This is a genomic window from Paraburkholderia acidisoli (assembly GCF_009789675.1).
Classification (GTDB): Bacteria; Pseudomonadota; Gammaproteobacteria; order Burkholderiales; family Burkholderiaceae; genus Paraburkholderia; species Paraburkholderia acidisoli.
On the sequence record NZ_CP046914.1, the window covers coordinates 1,309,903 to 1,324,929 of the forward strand.

General features: G+C 67.9%; 13 protein-coding genes. 4 read left to right on the forward strand and 9 right to left on the reverse strand.

What is annotated here, in order from left to right:
• Positions 1–94 precede the first annotated feature (94 nt).
• The 4 genes from FAZ98_RS19980 to FAZ98_RS19995 all read right to left on the reverse strand — a co-directional run bounded on the left by FAZ98_RS19980 (position 95) and on the right by FAZ98_RS19995 (position 3,862).
• Positions 95–628, reverse strand: coding sequence for a cytochrome b (locus FAZ98_RS19980; RefSeq protein ID WP_158953123.1), 534 nt, complete (start codon positions 626–628; stop codon positions 95–97).
• 173 nt (positions 629–801) lie between these two features.
• A complete protein-coding gene (locus FAZ98_RS19985; RefSeq protein WP_158953124.1) occupies positions 802–2,103 on the reverse strand; it encodes an NCS2 family permease in 1,302 nt (433 codons plus the stop codon).
• A 375-nt stretch (positions 2,104–2,478) separates the two neighbouring features.
• Positions 2,479–2,751: a DUF4148 domain-containing protein gene (locus tag FAZ98_RS19990; RefSeq protein WP_158953125.1), complete on the reverse strand. Its 273-nt coding sequence runs from the start codon at positions 2,749–2,751 to the stop codon at positions 2,479–2,481.
• A 76-nt stretch (positions 2,752–2,827) separates the two neighbouring features.
• Positions 2,828–3,862: an AraC family transcriptional regulator gene (locus FAZ98_RS19995; protein WP_158953126.1), complete on the reverse strand. Its 1,035-nt coding sequence runs from the start codon at positions 3,860–3,862 to the stop codon at positions 2,828–2,830.
• A gap of 194 nt (positions 3,863–4,056) precedes the next feature.
• Between FAZ98_RS19995 and FAZ98_RS20000 the strand changes: the two genes are divergently transcribed.
• The 3 genes from FAZ98_RS20000 (at position 4,057) to FAZ98_RS20010 (ending at position 8,192) form a co-directional block, all read left to right on the forward strand.
• Positions 4,057–5,190: an acyl-CoA dehydrogenase family protein gene (locus FAZ98_RS20000; protein WP_158953127.1), complete on the forward strand. Its 1,134-nt coding sequence runs from the start codon at positions 4,057–4,059 to the stop codon at positions 5,188–5,190.
• Between the two features lie 83 nt (positions 5,191–5,273).
• Entirely contained in the window at positions 5,274–6,977 is a 1,704-nt protein-coding gene (locus FAZ98_RS20005) for an AMP-binding protein (RefSeq protein ID WP_158953128.1), read from the forward strand.
• Positions 6,978–7,010: 33 nt separating this feature from the next.
• Entirely contained in the window at positions 7,011–8,192 is a 1,182-nt protein-coding gene (locus FAZ98_RS20010; RefSeq protein ID WP_158953129.1) for an enoyl-CoA hydratase/isomerase family protein, read from the forward strand.
• Positions 8,193–8,249: 57 nt separating this feature from the next.
• Here the strand turns inward: FAZ98_RS20010 and FAZ98_RS20015 are convergent, their stop codons facing one another.
• From FAZ98_RS20015 to FAZ98_RS20030, 4 genes are all read right to left on the reverse strand, one after another.
• A complete protein-coding gene (locus tag FAZ98_RS20015) occupies positions 8,250–9,638 on the reverse strand; it encodes a chloride channel protein (RefSeq protein ID WP_407672086.1) in 1,389 nt (462 codons plus the stop codon).
• Between the two features lie 215 nt (positions 9,639–9,853).
• Positions 9,854–10,174, reverse strand: a complete 321-nt coding sequence (ppnP, locus tag FAZ98_RS20020; protein ID WP_158954087.1) for a pyrimidine/purine nucleoside phosphorylase — start codon at positions 10,172–10,174, stop codon at positions 9,854–9,856.
• 136 nt (positions 10,175–10,310) lie between these two features.
• Entirely contained in the window at positions 10,311–11,111 is an 801-nt protein-coding gene (locus FAZ98_RS20025; RefSeq protein ID WP_158953130.1) for a family 1 encapsulin nanocompartment shell protein, read from the reverse strand.
• Positions 11,104–12,222 carry a Dyp-type peroxidase gene (locus FAZ98_RS20030; RefSeq protein ID WP_158953131.1) on the reverse strand — a complete coding sequence of 373 codons (1,119 nt, stop codon included), beginning with the start codon at positions 12,220–12,222 and terminating at the stop codon, positions 11,104–11,106. Before FAZ98_RS20030 ends, FAZ98_RS20025 begins: the two co-directional genes overlap by 8 nt.
• Positions 12,223–12,402: 180 nt before the next feature.
• On the opposite strand from FAZ98_RS20030, the gene FAZ98_RS20035 reads away from it, so the two are divergent.
• On the forward strand, positions 12,403–12,675 hold the full coding sequence (locus FAZ98_RS20035; protein ID WP_158953132.1) for a hypothetical protein: 273 nt from the start codon (positions 12,403–12,405) through the stop codon (positions 12,673–12,675).
• Between the two features lie 86 nt (positions 12,676–12,761).
• On the opposite strand, the gene FAZ98_RS20040 is transcribed toward FAZ98_RS20035, so the two are convergent.
• Positions 12,762–14,984, reverse strand: coding sequence for a VTT domain-containing protein (locus FAZ98_RS20040; RefSeq protein WP_158953133.1), 2,223 nt, complete (start codon positions 14,982–14,984; stop codon positions 12,762–12,764).
• Positions 14,985–15,027: the final 43 nt, after the last annotated feature.

The window sequence follows — 15,027 nt, forward strand, 5'->3', positions numbered from 1 at the left end:
AAACGCCCGCCCGCGCCATTTTTGCCGGCGGGCCACGCGTATCACCTCGATGACTCATGCCGCGCCTTTCAGGCGCGGCTTGCGTTTGTGCGCCTCACATCATGCGGCGCAGCGTGTTGTCGCGCATCACCACGTGGTGGCCGATGGCGGCGAGCGCGTGAATGCCGATCACCCAGTAGAACGCGTTGCCGATCAGCACGTGCGCGTTGTGGAAAAACTTGCGCGCGGCCGGGTCGGGGCCGACCAGCGTGATGTCCCAGCCGAGCCCGGCGAGCGTGACGGGATGGCCGCCCGTGTTGATCATCAGAATGCCCATCAACGGCTGCACGAAGATGAACAGATAGAGCGCGAGATGCACGAGGCGCGCGAGAAACCGCAGCACGCGGTTCGAATCGACTTCGGCGGGCGCGCCGTGCCACAGGCGCCACAGCAGGCGCAGCACGGCCAGCGAGAGCACGAGCGTGCCGCACCAGAAGTGCACGTTGGACCACAGCTCGCGGTTGGCCGAGCCGCGCGGCCCGCGAATCTCGATCGCGAGATACGCGAGCGCGATGAGTACGACGATGATCCAGTGAAAGAAAACGGCAGGGCGGGTATAGCGTTCCGATGCGGCGGGGAATGTGGCCACGGGACGGCTCCTCTGGGGGAATCTGGCGATGTTTTTCTAATGATAAGGAGGTCGCGGGCGCGCACGCAGTTTCACGGCTGCAACCGTTGACGCAGCGGGGGTTTTGCGCCGCGGCGCCCGACCGGCGCTCAACAAAAAAAGGGTGGCGCGAGGCCACCCTTTTTCCTGCGCGCTTACGCGTTCCCGAGATAGAAGAACCGGAACAGGAACACGGCGGCGATCACCCATACGATCAGCTTGACCTGGCGGAAGCGGCCCGTCAGCAGCTTGAGGCCCGCGTACGAGATGAACCCGAACGCCACGCCATTGGCGATCGAATAGGTGAACGGCATGGCCAGCGCCGTGAGCGCGGCGGGCACGACTTCGGTGGCGTCGTCCCAGGGCAGGTCGGCGAGTTCGCGCAGCATCAGGCAGGAGACGTAGAGCAGCGCCGGTGCCGTGGCGTAGCCGGGCACCACGCCCGCGAGCGGCGCGACGAACAGGCAGGCGAGGAACAGCACGGCCACGGTGACGGCGGTCAGGCCGGTGCGGCCGCCCGCTTGCACGCCCGAGGCGCTTTCGATGTACGCCGTCGTCGACGAGGTGCCGAGTACCGAACCCGCGAGAATCGCGGTGCTGTCCGCGAGCAGCGCGCGGTTCAGGCGGTGCATCTTGCCGTGCACGAGCAGCCCCGCGCGGTTCGCGACGCCCATCAGCGTGCCGGTCGCATCGAACAGTTCGACGAGGAAGAACACGAGGATCACGTTGAGCACGCCCGTGGACAGCGCGCCCTTGATGTCGAGTTGCAGGAAGGTCGGCGCGATCGACGGCGGCGCCGAGAAAATGCCGTGGAACTGGTTGCCGCCGAAGAAGAACGACAGCACGGTGACCAGCACGATGCCGATCAGGATCGCGCCGCGCACGCGCAGCACGTCGAGCGTGACGATCGCGAAGAAGCCGATGATCGACAGGATCGTGTGCGGATCGTGCAGATTGCCGAGCTCGACGAGCGTGGCCGGGCTGCCGACGATCACGCCCGAGGTCTTGAGCGAGATGATGCCGAGAAAGAGGCCGATACCCGCCGTGATCGACACGCGCAGCGAATGCGGAATGCCCGTGATGATCGCCTCGCGCACGCGCAGCAACGTGACGATGAAGAACAGGCAGCCGGAAATGAACACGGCGCCGAGCGCGGCCTGCCACGTGAAGCCCATGCCCTTGACCACGGCGTACGCGAAGTACGCGTTCAGGCCCATGCCGGGCGCGAGCGCGATCGGGTAATTCGCGTAGAGACCCATGATGATCGAGGCGATCGCCGCCACGAGGCAGGTCGCGACGAACACGCTCTCCTTCGGCATGCCGGCATCGCCGAGAATGGCCGGGTTCACGAAGATGATGTAGGCCATCGTGAGGAAGGTGGTGAAACCGGCGAGCAGTTCGGTGCGCAGGTTGGTGCCTGCTTCTTCGAAACCGAAATAGCGTTTGATCGCGTCCATGTAGATCGGGCCCTTGAGAGTCGAGCGGTTGTGCTTGGTGGTTTGTTGTTTGTAATCGGCGCGGCGGGGCGCGTGGCTACGGGCGCGATTGTAAACAATTGTCCGCCGCGCGCCGACAAGCGGGCCCGAGCGTGGAAGGGGAACAACAGGGTGAGCGGCGGGGCGGCGGGCGCGGCGCAAGGCGTGGCGCGCGCGGTCTGGCGGCGCGGGCAGCGCGAATCGTCGGTGAAAGGCGTGCTAAAAACGGCGGTGAAAACGCGCGGAACGTGGCGCGGGAAACGCCGGGCACGGCGCCGCCCGGCAGCGGCATACCTCATGTTCCGATGCCGGGTGAAAACCGCGTCACGCTGCGATCACGCGCGAATTACGCCCGGATCACTGCGCGGGAGCCATGGCGCCGGGCGCGCCGGCCGCCGCCCGCGCGGCGCGCCGCTGCGCGACGATGGCGCCGGCTTGCTGCGCGTTCTGCGGGTAGTCGATCCAGTCGAGCGGATCGTAGCCCGCCTGCAGCCATTCGATCAGCTCGGCGCGCACCTGGGCGCGCGTGAGCGGTCCCTGGGCGTTGTACGGTTGCGCCAGCGCCGCGGCCGACGTGAAACAGCACGCCGCGGCGAGGCCGCCGAGCACGACACGCGATAGGGTGTTCATGGCAAGGCCTTTCCTGTCAGGGGTAACCCTAAAAAGTATAGGTCGCATCTCGATATTCGAAAGGCATCTCGCCATGTCAGCGGGCGTCCGCGTGCGCCTCGGCGCGGCTCTGCGCGGCGCGGCATTCGGCGGGGCGCTGGCCGGTCCATTTGCGGAATGCGCGATGAAACGCGCTCGGCTCCGCGAACCCGACGGAAGCCGCGATATCGGCGACGGAACGGCCGGTGTCGCGCAGGGCCGCCACCGCCAGATCGCGGCGCAGTTCGTCCTTGATCGACTGGCAGCTATGACCCTCCTGGCGCAGGCGGCGGCGCAGCGTGGCGGGCGCGACGTGCAGGCGTTGCGCGATGGCGTCCGCGTCGGGCCACGCGGTGGCGGGCAGCGCGCGCAGCGTGCGCCGCACGCGCGCCGCGAACGAGCCCGCGTGACGGTACTTCACGACGAAGTTGCCGGGCGCGTTGCGCAGGAACGCGCGCGCGGTGTCGCTCGTCTGGATCACGGGCAGGTCGAGAAAGGCGGGCGCGAGTTCGAACCACGACTCCGGCTGATCGAACACCATGTCGTCGCAAAACATCAGCTGATACTCGGCGGCGGCGGCTGGCGCGCGGCAGCGAAAGCGCGCCGCGATCAGCGGAATGCGCCGCCCGACGAGCCAGCACAGCAAGCCGTAGACGAGGATGAACCACGTGGCATAGGCGAACAGCGTGGGCGTGGCCGTGCCGGGACGATGCACGAGCGTGACGCGCACGCGCTGGGTATCGACGTCGATCTGGGCGGCCAGGTCGTCGAGCACGAGCCGCATGAAATGCACCGCGCGTTGCAGCGCCTGGCGGCCGCTGCGCGCGCCGAGCGCCGCGTGCGTCATGGCGATGAAGCTGCCGGATTTCATCGCGTGCGAATCCTGGCCGAGGAATTCGTCGTCGAGTGCGCGCGCGATGCCCGACCACAGCGCGCCGTACTGCGCGGCGCTCACACGGGCCTCGGGCGCGTCGAGCAGGTCGGGCGCGATGCCGGCCGCCTGCGCGAGCGCGGTCACTTTCAGGCCGCCGTCGCGGGCGCGGGCCAGCGTCTCGTTGACGAGGCTTATCGCGATCGTGCCTTTTTCGCTCATCTCAGCGGATTTTGGAGATTGCACGCTGGCGCTCTGCTAAGGGTTTCCATGAACGGTATGGTAAATCCGATCAGCCGGTTTGATCGAGTCGGGCATCGAATGCGGCGGCGGCCATGCCTAAACTTTTCGCAAGCCTTGCAGCCCGGGCTGCGGCACGCCACAGTGCATGGGCAAGACACCGGAAGGAGACACCAATGGACGATTTCTTGACCGACGATCAGCGGATGATCCGCGACGCCGCGCGTGACTTCTCGAGCGAACGGCTCGCGCCCAACGCGGCGCAATGGGACCGTGAAGGCAAATTGCCCGACGACGTGGTCGCGCAACTGGGCGAGCTGGGCTTTCTCGGCATGATCGTGCCGGCTGAACAGGGCGGCTCGTACACCGACTACATCGCCTATGCGCTCGCGATGGAAGAGATCGCCGCGGGCTGCGCCTCGTGCGCGACGCTCGTGAGCGTGCACAACTCCGTGGGCTGCGGCCCGATCCTGCAATTCGGCACCGACGCGCAAAAAGACCGCTGGCTGGGCAAGCTCGCCAGCGGCGAGCTGATTGGCGCGTTCTGCCTGACCGAGCCGCAGGCGGGCTCCGAGGCGAACAATCTGCGCACGCGCGCGGAATTGCGCGACGGCCAGTGGGTGCTCAATGGCAACAAGCAGTTCGTGACCAACGCTTCGCGCGCGGGTGTCGCCATCGTGTTCGCGGTGACCGACCCGGAAGCGGGCAAGCGCGGCATTTCGGCATTCGTCGTGCCCGCCGACACGCCGGGCTTCAATGTGGGCCCGGCCGAGAAGAAGATGGGCATTCGCGCGTCGGACACCTGCCCGATTTCGCTCGTCGATTGCACGATTCCCGAGGCCAATCTGCTCGGCCAGCGCGGCGAGGGGCTCAAGATCGCGCTCGCGAATCTCGAAGGCGGCCGCATCGGCATTGCGGCGCAGGCGCTCGGCATCGCGCGCGCGGCCTTCGACGCGGCGCGCGCCTACGCGCACGAGCGCGTGCAGTTCGGCGAACCCATCGTCAAGCATCAAAGCGTGGCCAACATGCTGGCGGACATGCATACGCGCATCAACGCCGCGCGCCATCTCGTGCATCACGCGGCGCGCCTGCGCTCGGCGGGCAAGCCGTGTTTGTCAGAGGCTTCGCAGGCGAAGCTCTATGCTTCGGAAATGGCCGAGGAAGTGTGCTCGCACGCCATTCAGATTCATGGCGGCTATGGTTTTCTCAACGATTACCCGGTCGAGCGCCATTACCGCGACGCGCGCATCACGCAAATCTACGAAGGCACGAGCGAGGTACAACGCATGGTGATCGCGCGGCAGTTGTAAACGCTATCGGCGGATCATTCGGAATCCACAATAAAAATCAGAGCCATTCGATCAACCCAGGCTCTACTGGATTGGAGACAGCGATGAACGGTTTCACCCCTTCCGCGCAGGCCTTCATCGACGCACGCGATCTGCTGCTGCGTCATCGCACCAACTACGCGCGCGCCTATGAGACGTTCGCGTGGCCGCAACTCGACACGTTCAACTGGGCGCTCGATTACTTCGACGTGATGGCGCGCGACAACCCCGCGCCCGCGCTATGGATCGTCGACGATCTCGCCGACGGCGGTACGCGCTACTCGTACGCGCAGATGTCGGAGCGTTCGTCGCGCATGGCGAATTTCCTGCGCGAGCAGGGCGTGGGCCGCGGCGACCGGTTGCTGCTGATGCTGCCGAATCGCGTGGAGTTGTGGGACGTCATGCTCGCGGCGATGAAACTCGGCGCCATCGTGCTGCCCGCCACCACGCAGCTTTCCCCCGACGACGTGCGCGAGCGCGTGGAAGCGGGCGGCGCGCGCTATGTCGTGGTCGATGCCGCCGAACTCGGCAAGTTCGACACGCTCGACGCGCCAGTGCAGCGCATTGCCGTGGGCGCGCAGCGCGACGGCTGGATCGATCTGTCACGCGCTTACGAAGCCAGCGCGGACTTCACGCCCGACGCCCCCACGCGCGCGAGCGATCCGCTGCTGCTCTATTTCACCTCGGGCACGACCTCGAAGCCGAAGCTCGTCGAACACACGCACGAGAGCTATCCGGTCGGCCATCTCTCGACCCTGTATTGGGTTGGCCTGATGCCCGGCGACATTCACTGGAACATCAGCTCGCCCGGCTGGGCCAAGCACGCGTGGAGTTGCTTCTTCGCGCCGTGGAATGCGCAGGCCTGCGTGTTCGTCTACAACTTCGCGCGCTTCACGCCGAAGGACACGCTCGCCGCGCTCGTGCAATACGGCGTGACCACGCTCTGCGCGCCGCCCACGGTGTGGCGCATGCTCGTGCAGGAGCCGCTCGCGACCTATGACGTCAAGCTGCGCGAGATCGTGGGCGCGGGCGAGCCGCTCAATCCCGAGATCATCGAGCGCGTGCACAAAGCGTGGGGCATCACGATCCGCGACGGCTACGGGCAAACCGAAACCACCTGCCAGATCGGCAACCCGCCGGGCCAGCCGGTCGTGCCCGGCTCGATGGGCCGGCCGCTGCCCGGGTATCGCGTGGAACTCGTGGACGCCGACGATCAGCCCGCGAGCGAGGGCGAAATTGCGTTGCCGCTGAGTCACCGGCCGCTCGGCTTGATGACGGGCTACGCGAACAACGCGAAGGCCAGCGAGTACGCCATGCGCAACGGCTACTATCACACCTCTGATGTCGCGATGCGCCGCGACGACGGCTATCTCGTGTACGTGGGCCGCGCCGACGACGTGTTCAAGTCGTCCGACTACCGGCTGAGCCCGTTCGAACTCGAGAGCGTGCTGATCGAGCACGAGGCGATCGCGGAGGCGGCCGTGGTGCCGAGCCCCGACGCGCTGCGGCTTTCGGTGCCGAAGGCGTTCGTGATCGTGCGCCAGGGTTACGAGGCCGGCCCCGATCTCGCGCGCGAGGTGTTCCGCTTTTCGCGCGAAAAACTCGCGCCGTACAAGCGCATTCGCCGCCTGCAGTTCAGCGATCTGCCGAAAACGATCTCGGGCAAGATTCGCCGGGTGGAGTTGCGCCGCCGCGAAATGGAGCGCGGCGCGGAACTCGCGCGCGAACCCGACGAATACTGGGAAGACGACTTCCCTGAATTGCGCTGACCGAAATAGAAAATGAATACGGAGTTCGAATCCATGAATGCATCGACCGCTGCGGCGCTCGCCCAACCGGAAACCGGCGAGGCGCCGCACGTGCTGTATCGCGTGGTCAACGGCGTGGCCATCGTCACGCTCAATCGCCCGGCCGCGCTCAATGCGCTCTCGCACGCGATGGTGCGCGAGATCGCCGTGCTGCTCGAACGCGTGCGCGGCGACGCGAACATCGTCGCGCTCGTGCTGGAAGGCGCGGGTCCGAAGGGCTTTTGCGCGGGCGGCGACGTGCGGGCGCTGTATCAACTGGCGCGCGCGGAGCAGCGCGATGGCGCGCAAGGCTGGCGGCAGTTTTTCGTCGACGAATACCGGCTGGATTACGCGCTGCATACGTTCGACAAACCGGTCGTGGCGCTGCTCGACGGCGTGACGATGGGCGGCGGCATGGGGCTCGGCCAGGCGGCAGCGCTGCGCGTAACGACCCCGCGCACGAAGATCGCGATGCCGGAAACGCGCATTGGTCTCGTGCCCGACGTGGGCGCCACGCATTTTCTCGCGCGCCTGCCCGTGGAAATGGAACTGTACGTGGGCCTCACGGGCGCGATGCTCACGGGCACCGACGCCGTGCATTGCGGTCTCGCCGATGCGTGCGTGGGCGCCGAATGGCTCGGCGCTTACGAAGCGCGGCTCGCGCGGGCGCAATGGTCCGGCGATACGCTCGCAACGCTGCGCGATGTCTTCACGGCATCGGGCGATAACGCAGATGACGACCACGTAGCGCGCAGCGCCATCGCCGCAATCGAGCCGCTCGTGGCGCGCCACTTCACGCGCGACAAACGCGTGATCGAGATCGTTGCCTCATTGCGCGCCGACCTCGCCCGCAACTCGCACAGCGAAAGCGAACGCGCATGGTTCGAAGCCACGCTCGACGCGTTCGCGCATTTTTCGCCAACTATGCTCGAAGTCACGCGCGAAGCCCTGCTGCGCGGGCGCGAGATCACGCTCGCCGAGAGCTTCCGCATGGAACTGGGCATCGTGAGCCAATCGATCGAGGAAGGCGACTTCTGCGAAGGCGTACGCGCGCATCTCGTCGACAAAGATCGCTCGCCGCGCTGGTCGCCCGCGACGCTCGACGCCGTCACGGCGCAACGCGTGCAGCATTTTCTCGCCTCGCCGTGGCGCGACGAGGCGCATCCGCTCGCGGATCTCGGTGCTTCGGCATCCTGATCGAATCAGGTTCTCCCGCAATCGATCCGAAGCCCGGTTCGCCGCTCAGTCCGCCGCTTAGTCAGCCGACGCCCGCGTGGTGGGCTCGCGCAGCGCGGCGAGGCGCCGCTCGCGTTCGCCCATGGGCGCGGCGGCGGTTGGCGGCGGGCGTTCGAGCAGGCGCAGCGTGGCGATCGAGCCAGCCACCGCGAGCAGCATCGGGATCGCGAGATCGTGATTCGCGTGCGTGAATTCGAGCACGAGCACGGTGGCCGTCACGGGCATTTGCATCGACGATGCGAGAAATGCCGCTGCGCCCACGATCGCGAACGCGCCCGGCGCCATGCCCGGCCACACGTGATTGGCGAGGCCGCCGAGCACGATCGCGAGCAACGCGCCGTTCGCGAGTCCCGGCGTAAGTAGCCCGCCTTTCGCGCCCGCGCGCAGCGTGGTGGTCGTGATGAGCACGCGCAGCACCAGCAGCGTGGCCGCCAGGCCGATGCCGAGATCGTCGTCGAAACTCAGGCCTGCCGGGCCTTTGCCGTTGCCCAGCAATTGCGGAAACCCGATCGCCAGCACGCCGATGCCTGCGAAGTTCACGAGCGAGTAGAGCGGCAGCCGCCAGTCTTTCGGCGACGCGCTGCGCGCGCGGCTCGTGAGGCGCGCGAAGCCGTGCGCGGCGGCGCCGAAGAGCGGCCCGCACAGCACCGACCACACCACGAGCTGCGCGTTGATGGCGTAGGCGGGCACGTGGTATTGCTGCTCGTCGCCGAGACCGATCCACGCGACCACGGCGGCAATGGCCGAAGTCGTGATCGCGGGCACGACCGCCGACCAGCCGAACGTGCCGAGCAGGACTTCGAGCACGAACACGGCGCCGCCGAGCGGTACGTTGTAGACGGCCGCGAGGCCCGCGCCCGCGCCGCACGCGATCATCACGCGGCGCTCCGGGCCGGTGAGGCCGGTGCGTTTCGCCAGCCAGCTCGCGACCACGGCGCCGATCTCGCGCGGGGCGACTTCGCGGCCGAGCGGCGAGCCGAGCGCGACGGTCACGATCTGCAGCAGCGCGTGCACGGTGGTTGCGGCGAGCGGCATGCGCGCGCCGCCCGGCTTGATCGCCGCGGCGATGCTCACGAGCGGCCGCCCGTAGCGATACAGCGCCCACCAGCCGCCGCCGCCGATCACGCCGCACGCCACCAGCACGGCCACGCGCCGCGCGGGCGAGGTACCCGTCACGCCTTGCAGAAAGCTCTCGTTGCCGATCACGTGGCTCGCGCTGTAGCCGTACGCGAGATGCTGGATTTCGTGCAATAGCAGCGCGAGCAGCATGCCGCCGAGCCCGGCGCCGATGCCGGTGAGGATCGTGACCACGGCGAGCGTGGCGAGCGGGCTGCGCGGCGGCGGGCGGTCGTCGGCGGAACGGGAGCGCGGGACGGGCGGCGGCGTAAGCGGCGGAAGGGAGGACACGGCGCGGGAATCTGCGTGGATCGGCGGAAATCGACGGGAGTCGACGTGGAGGGACACGGAGGAAATCGCTGGCGCCCATTGTAGCGAGCGCCGGGGGGCGCTGCGTCGCGGGCGGCGCTCTGAAAGACAACGCCCGCCATGAGCGGCGGGCGTTTGCAATCGTTAGAGGCGGGGCGATGCGCGAAGCGAGACGCGCTATGCGGCGCGCCCGACGCTTACAGGTAGCTGCACACGTAGTCGAGCGTTTCGACCACGTCGATGTCGAAGCGGCTGTTGCCCGGCACCGAGAACGAGTCGCCCGCGCCGTAGGTCTGCCATTCGTCGCTGCCCGCGAGGCGGATGCGGCACTGGCCGGCTTGCACTTCCATGAGTTCCGGCGCGTCGGTGCCGAAGTTGAGCGTGCCGGGCAGGATCACGCCGAGCGTCTTGCGCGAGCCGTCGGCGAACAGCACGGTGTGCGAAACGCACTTGCCGTCGAAATAGACGTTGGCGCGTTTGATTACGGATACCTGATCGAATTGCGTTGCGGCCGTCATGGCGGTCTTCCTCTGCTCGTCGTGAATGAAATCGGTCGCGCCCGGCGGGTGCGGCACGCGGGGCGAGGTCGCCATGATACCGGCAGTGGCGGCCGTGCGCGCCATTTCCCCAAGGCGCGCACGGTTCCGCGCGAGCTTACTCCGCCTTCACCGCCACCGAAGCTTCCGAGGTCAGCAGCATGAACGTGAAGCTCTCCTGCAGATACAGCCGCACGCTGCGGTCGTCGTGCGACGCATAGCCGATCGACACGTCCTGGCCCAGATGGAACGCGAAGTCGCCGCCGCGCGTGCTCAGGATCGCGCCGCCGACGATGGCCGGCGCCCAGATGATCTCGCCGTTCACGAGGCGGCGGATGTGCTCGAGGATCGGGTAGCCCTGGTCGCTCGCCTCGCTCACGGCCGTGTAGGCGTCGGAGCCCAGCAGCACGGCGTACGGGCCGTCCACGCCTTGCAGGCGCAGTTGCTCGAGCGCCTTCGCGACCACCTCGGGGTAATCGGCGAGATTGGCGGGCAGCGGCAGGATCGGGTTCGACGTGCCTTCGCGGATGCCCGTGATCTGCGCGGCCGTGTAGCCGTCGAAGATCGCGCGGTCTTCCGCGAACGCGAGGCGCGTGGCCGCGTCCTTGGCCGGCTGCCAGTCGGAGTCTTCGGCACCGCGCTCGACGTCGTCGATGGCGTCGCGCGACAGCTCGAACGGCACGCGCAGTTCGACGATCGCCTTCACTTCGCGCTGGCGCGCGCGGATGCCTTCGAGCGGCGCCTCGATGCCGTTCTGGTGGCCGGTGCCGATGGCGGCGAGCGCCGGGCCGCCCGGGCCTTCGACGTCCACGACGCGGCGGCCCGCGAGCGAGCGCTTGAAGGTGCGCGCGACTTCTTCTTCGATCTGCGACCACGCGGCCGTGGAAATGGGCGCCAGCTCGCGATGGAGGTTATTCATACCGGGGTGCTCCTTTGAGGGATCCGATGGCGAGCGAGCCGTCGGCGGACGGCGCGGCGGCAGGCTCGGTCGAGGTGGGTGTCTGGTTTTCGGATGCTGCGTCCGGCGAGGCGCCTGCGCCTTCCGCGCGCGGCACGTCGATCGTGGGTGTCGCGCCCGGCTGTTCTTCGGCGAGCGCTTCGAGCAGCGGCTGCGACGGCACGAAGAACAGGCCGCCCGTCACGGCGCGGCTGAAATCGAGCAGGCGGTCGTAGTTGCCCGGCGGATTGCCGACGAACATGTTCTCCAGCATCTGCTCGATGGGCTGCGGCGAGCGTGCGTAACCGATGAAATACGTGCCGAATTCGCCCGCGCCGGGCCGCCCGAACGGCATGTTGTCGCGCAGGATCTTGATCTCGTTGCCGCTGGCGTCGTCGAGCGTGGTGAGCGAACTATGCGACCAGCTCGGCTTCACGGCTTCGTCGAGTTCGATGTCCTGCAGCTTGGTGCGGCCGATGATGTGTTCCTGCGCCTCCACCGGCAGCGCGTTCCAGCCTTTCATGTCGTGCAGGTATTTCTGCACGAGCACATAGCTGCCGCCGCAGAACTCGGGATCTTCTTCGCCGATCACGGTGAAATGCACGGCTTCGTTGCCAACCGGGTTTTCCGTGCCGTCGACGAAACCGATCATCGCGCGCATGTCGAAGTTGCGGAAACCGTGCACCTCGTCCACGGTTTTGACCGCGCCGTCGAGGCGCGTCATCAATTGCGTGGCGAGTTCGAAGCAGAGGTCGGTTTGGTCGGCGCGAATGTGCAGAAGAATGTCGCCGGGCGTGGCGACCGCCTTGCGCTCGCCCGTGCCGAACTCGCGGAACGGGTGCAGCTCGGCGGGGCGCGGCTCGCCGAACAGCTTGTCCCAGGCGTTGGCGGCAAAGCCCACCACGCACGAGAGATTGCCGGCGGGCACGCGCTTGCCGACAGCACGCACGAGATTGGCGACGTCGGCGCACCAGGCGCGCACGGTGGCGCGGCTGGCGGCGTCTTCGTTGACGGTCACGACGATGAAGAACGCGTTGCGCGTGACGGCGCTGGAAACGGACTGCGGTTCCTGCGTGAGTGAGGCCGGCGTCATGGTGTGGGGTTTCGCTGTTTGAAGTCGTAGGCAGAATGCCGTCGCCGCGCGCCGCCGAACACGGCCCGAAGGCGCGCGAGCCCGCATAGTGTAGCCAAAGTCGCAAAAAAGGGCGCTTTCGTGGCGGGGCGCGCCAAATGCGGCCATAGTGGGCGTTCCGAGTCACGAAGGAGGCTGGCCATGTGGGACCACACCGAGCACGAGGGCTTCGAGATCTGGGTGCTGGCGATTCCGGCGTTCGGACCGCGCTCGCCCGAGCCGCTGTTCCATTACAGCGGCTACATCTGCCGGCACGCCGCCGACGCCCATCTGGAAGGCAAAAGCGTGCGTTTCCACGACTTGATGCGCAACTATCCCGGTGAGGGCGCCGCGCTCGACGCCGCCTACGCCGACGCGCGCAAACGCATCGACCGCTTCAACGCGACGGGAAGCTGGGCGGAATCGCAGCTGTAGCGCTCAGGGCGGATTTCGCCGATGAACCCCGCCATGCCGTGACGCCGTGCCGCGCGTGTTCAGCGTATTCAGCGTATTCAGCGTATTCAGCGCGCGGCCGGATTCGCCTGCACGATCAGCTTCACGGGGCGCCCTTCGCAGCCCGTGTCGCCCGGCAGCGTGATGACGCGCCAGCCCGGCGGCGTGCCCGGCGCGGAGAGATGAGGCTCGCCGTGCGCGGGGTCGCTGGTTGCGGCGGCGCGGTCCGCGCTTTTGTCGGCGGCTTTGTCGGTGTAAGGGGTCACGACGTTGAACGGCCATGAAGCGCGCCGCAGGCGCTCGTGCACGAGCGAGCCCACCCACAGCGGCGTGGGCGCGGCGCCTTCCTTGTCCGGCGCGAGCGCGTAGTCGGTCGGCCAGAAGCGCAGCACGTCGCGGCGGCTGTCGCGCGTGACCGTCATGCCCGCGTGGCCCGTGGCGCTGGCGGCGCTCGCCAGCGGTGCCGCTTGATCGGCGCTACCTGCGCCACCCGCGCCGCCCGCGACATCCGCGCCATCGCCATCGGCATCGTCCATGCGCGCCCGCGCGAACACCAGTGGCGAGGGCAGGCCGTTGTTCAGCTTGGGCAAGAGCGGCAGCATCATCACGTCGACGTTGGGCGCGACCAGCGACAGCACGCTCTTGACCGACAACTGCGGGCCTTCGACCCAACCCGCGTCGCGCAGTGCGGCGCGTAGCGCGTCGGCGCTGGCGGCCCACTGGATCGTCATCGGTTCGCGGCGCTCGCCTTTCATGTCGAAGCGATAGCACGCGAGCGTGCGCCACAGCGAATCGCTCCACTGCATCTGCGAGATCACGACGCTCGCGCGGGTACCGCTCGAGGCATTGGTCTGCGCCGCGGTCGTATCGCCGAGACTGCCCGCCGGCAGGGTCTGCGCGAGGCATGCCGCCACCAGTACCGCGAGCGCGATCGCGGGCATGAACGTGCGCTGCGGCGGCCGCTCGGGGTAGCGCCACAGCGAGGTGAGTACGACGGCCGCGACCCAGATCGACGCGAAGGCCGCCCCGCCAATGGCGTCCGAGAACAGGAAGCGGTCGAAGTAAAGGCCCGCGAACGCGACCGCGACCACGATGGCGTTGCCGACCGCCGCGACCATCACCGCTTCGAGCATGGTCGCGCGGCGCACCAGCAGGAACATCACGAAGCCGTAGACGATCACCATCGACGCCACGCGGTCGCTCGGGAACACGTAGGCCTCGATGGTCTGGTTGCCGGGCGCGGCGTGGTGGATCGCGAAACGCAGGATGACGATGAGCAGTTGCGAGACGCCCGCCGCGATGGCCCAGTACGCGATGGTGCGCCAGCGCCGCTCGAACGCCATCCACACGGCCACGGTCGCGACCAGCGCCGCGAGCGTCCAGCCGCTGCCGAGCGTTTCGACGCGCGCGAGTGCCGCGTCGGCCCAGGTCGAATGGATCGAATGCAGGAACTGCCGCACGGACTGGTCGAGCTGCACGAGCGGCGCGCCGCGCAACACGTTGTCGAGCACGTAGGAGAACACGGCGGCGCACACGGGCACGAGCCCGGTGATGACGAGGATCGCGCCGAGTGCCGGTTGGGCGGGATCGAGCAGGCGCGCGATACGCCGCGCCGAGCGGCCCGGATGCTGCTTCGCCCAGGCGGCGGCGCGCAGGCGCGAGGCGCTGGCCCAGTTGTCGATATGCGCCAGCAGGATGCGTGAGACATGCCAGATGAGCCAGCCCGCGAGCGCCACGATGGCGAGAATCAGGACGAGGCGGAACGAGACCGCGCCGGCCAGTTGTATCGACGCGCCGAACACCACGCCCGGCACGATATGCGCGGGCGCCCACACGAGCGCCGACATCACGTTCATGACGAGAAAGCGCGTGGGCGTCATGCCCGCCATGCCCGCGACGATAGGCACCACGGCGCGTAGCGGCGCGACGAAGCGCGCGAGAATCACGCTGCGCGCGCCGTGGCTCACGAAGTACGCCTGCGCGCGATCGAGAATCACGGGATGACGGCTGAACGGCCAGATCTGCTTGAGCGAGTCGCGATAGCGGCGGCCGATCCAGAAACTCACGCCGTCGCCGGCCACCGCGCCGAGGATCGCCCAGAAGAACAGCCAGCCGAGATTCAGCCCACCCGTGGCCGCGAACGCGCCTGCAATGAACATGGCCGTGCTGCCCGGCACGAAGGTGCCGACGAAGGCGAGCGACTCGAGGAACGCGGCGCACACGACGAAGGCGAGCGTCCACGCGGGATGCGTGCCGAGCAGGTGCAGCAGATGGTTGTAGGTATGCTCCATCGCGGGCGGGTTCGTTCGGACGCTCGCGCGCTGCGCGAGAGGC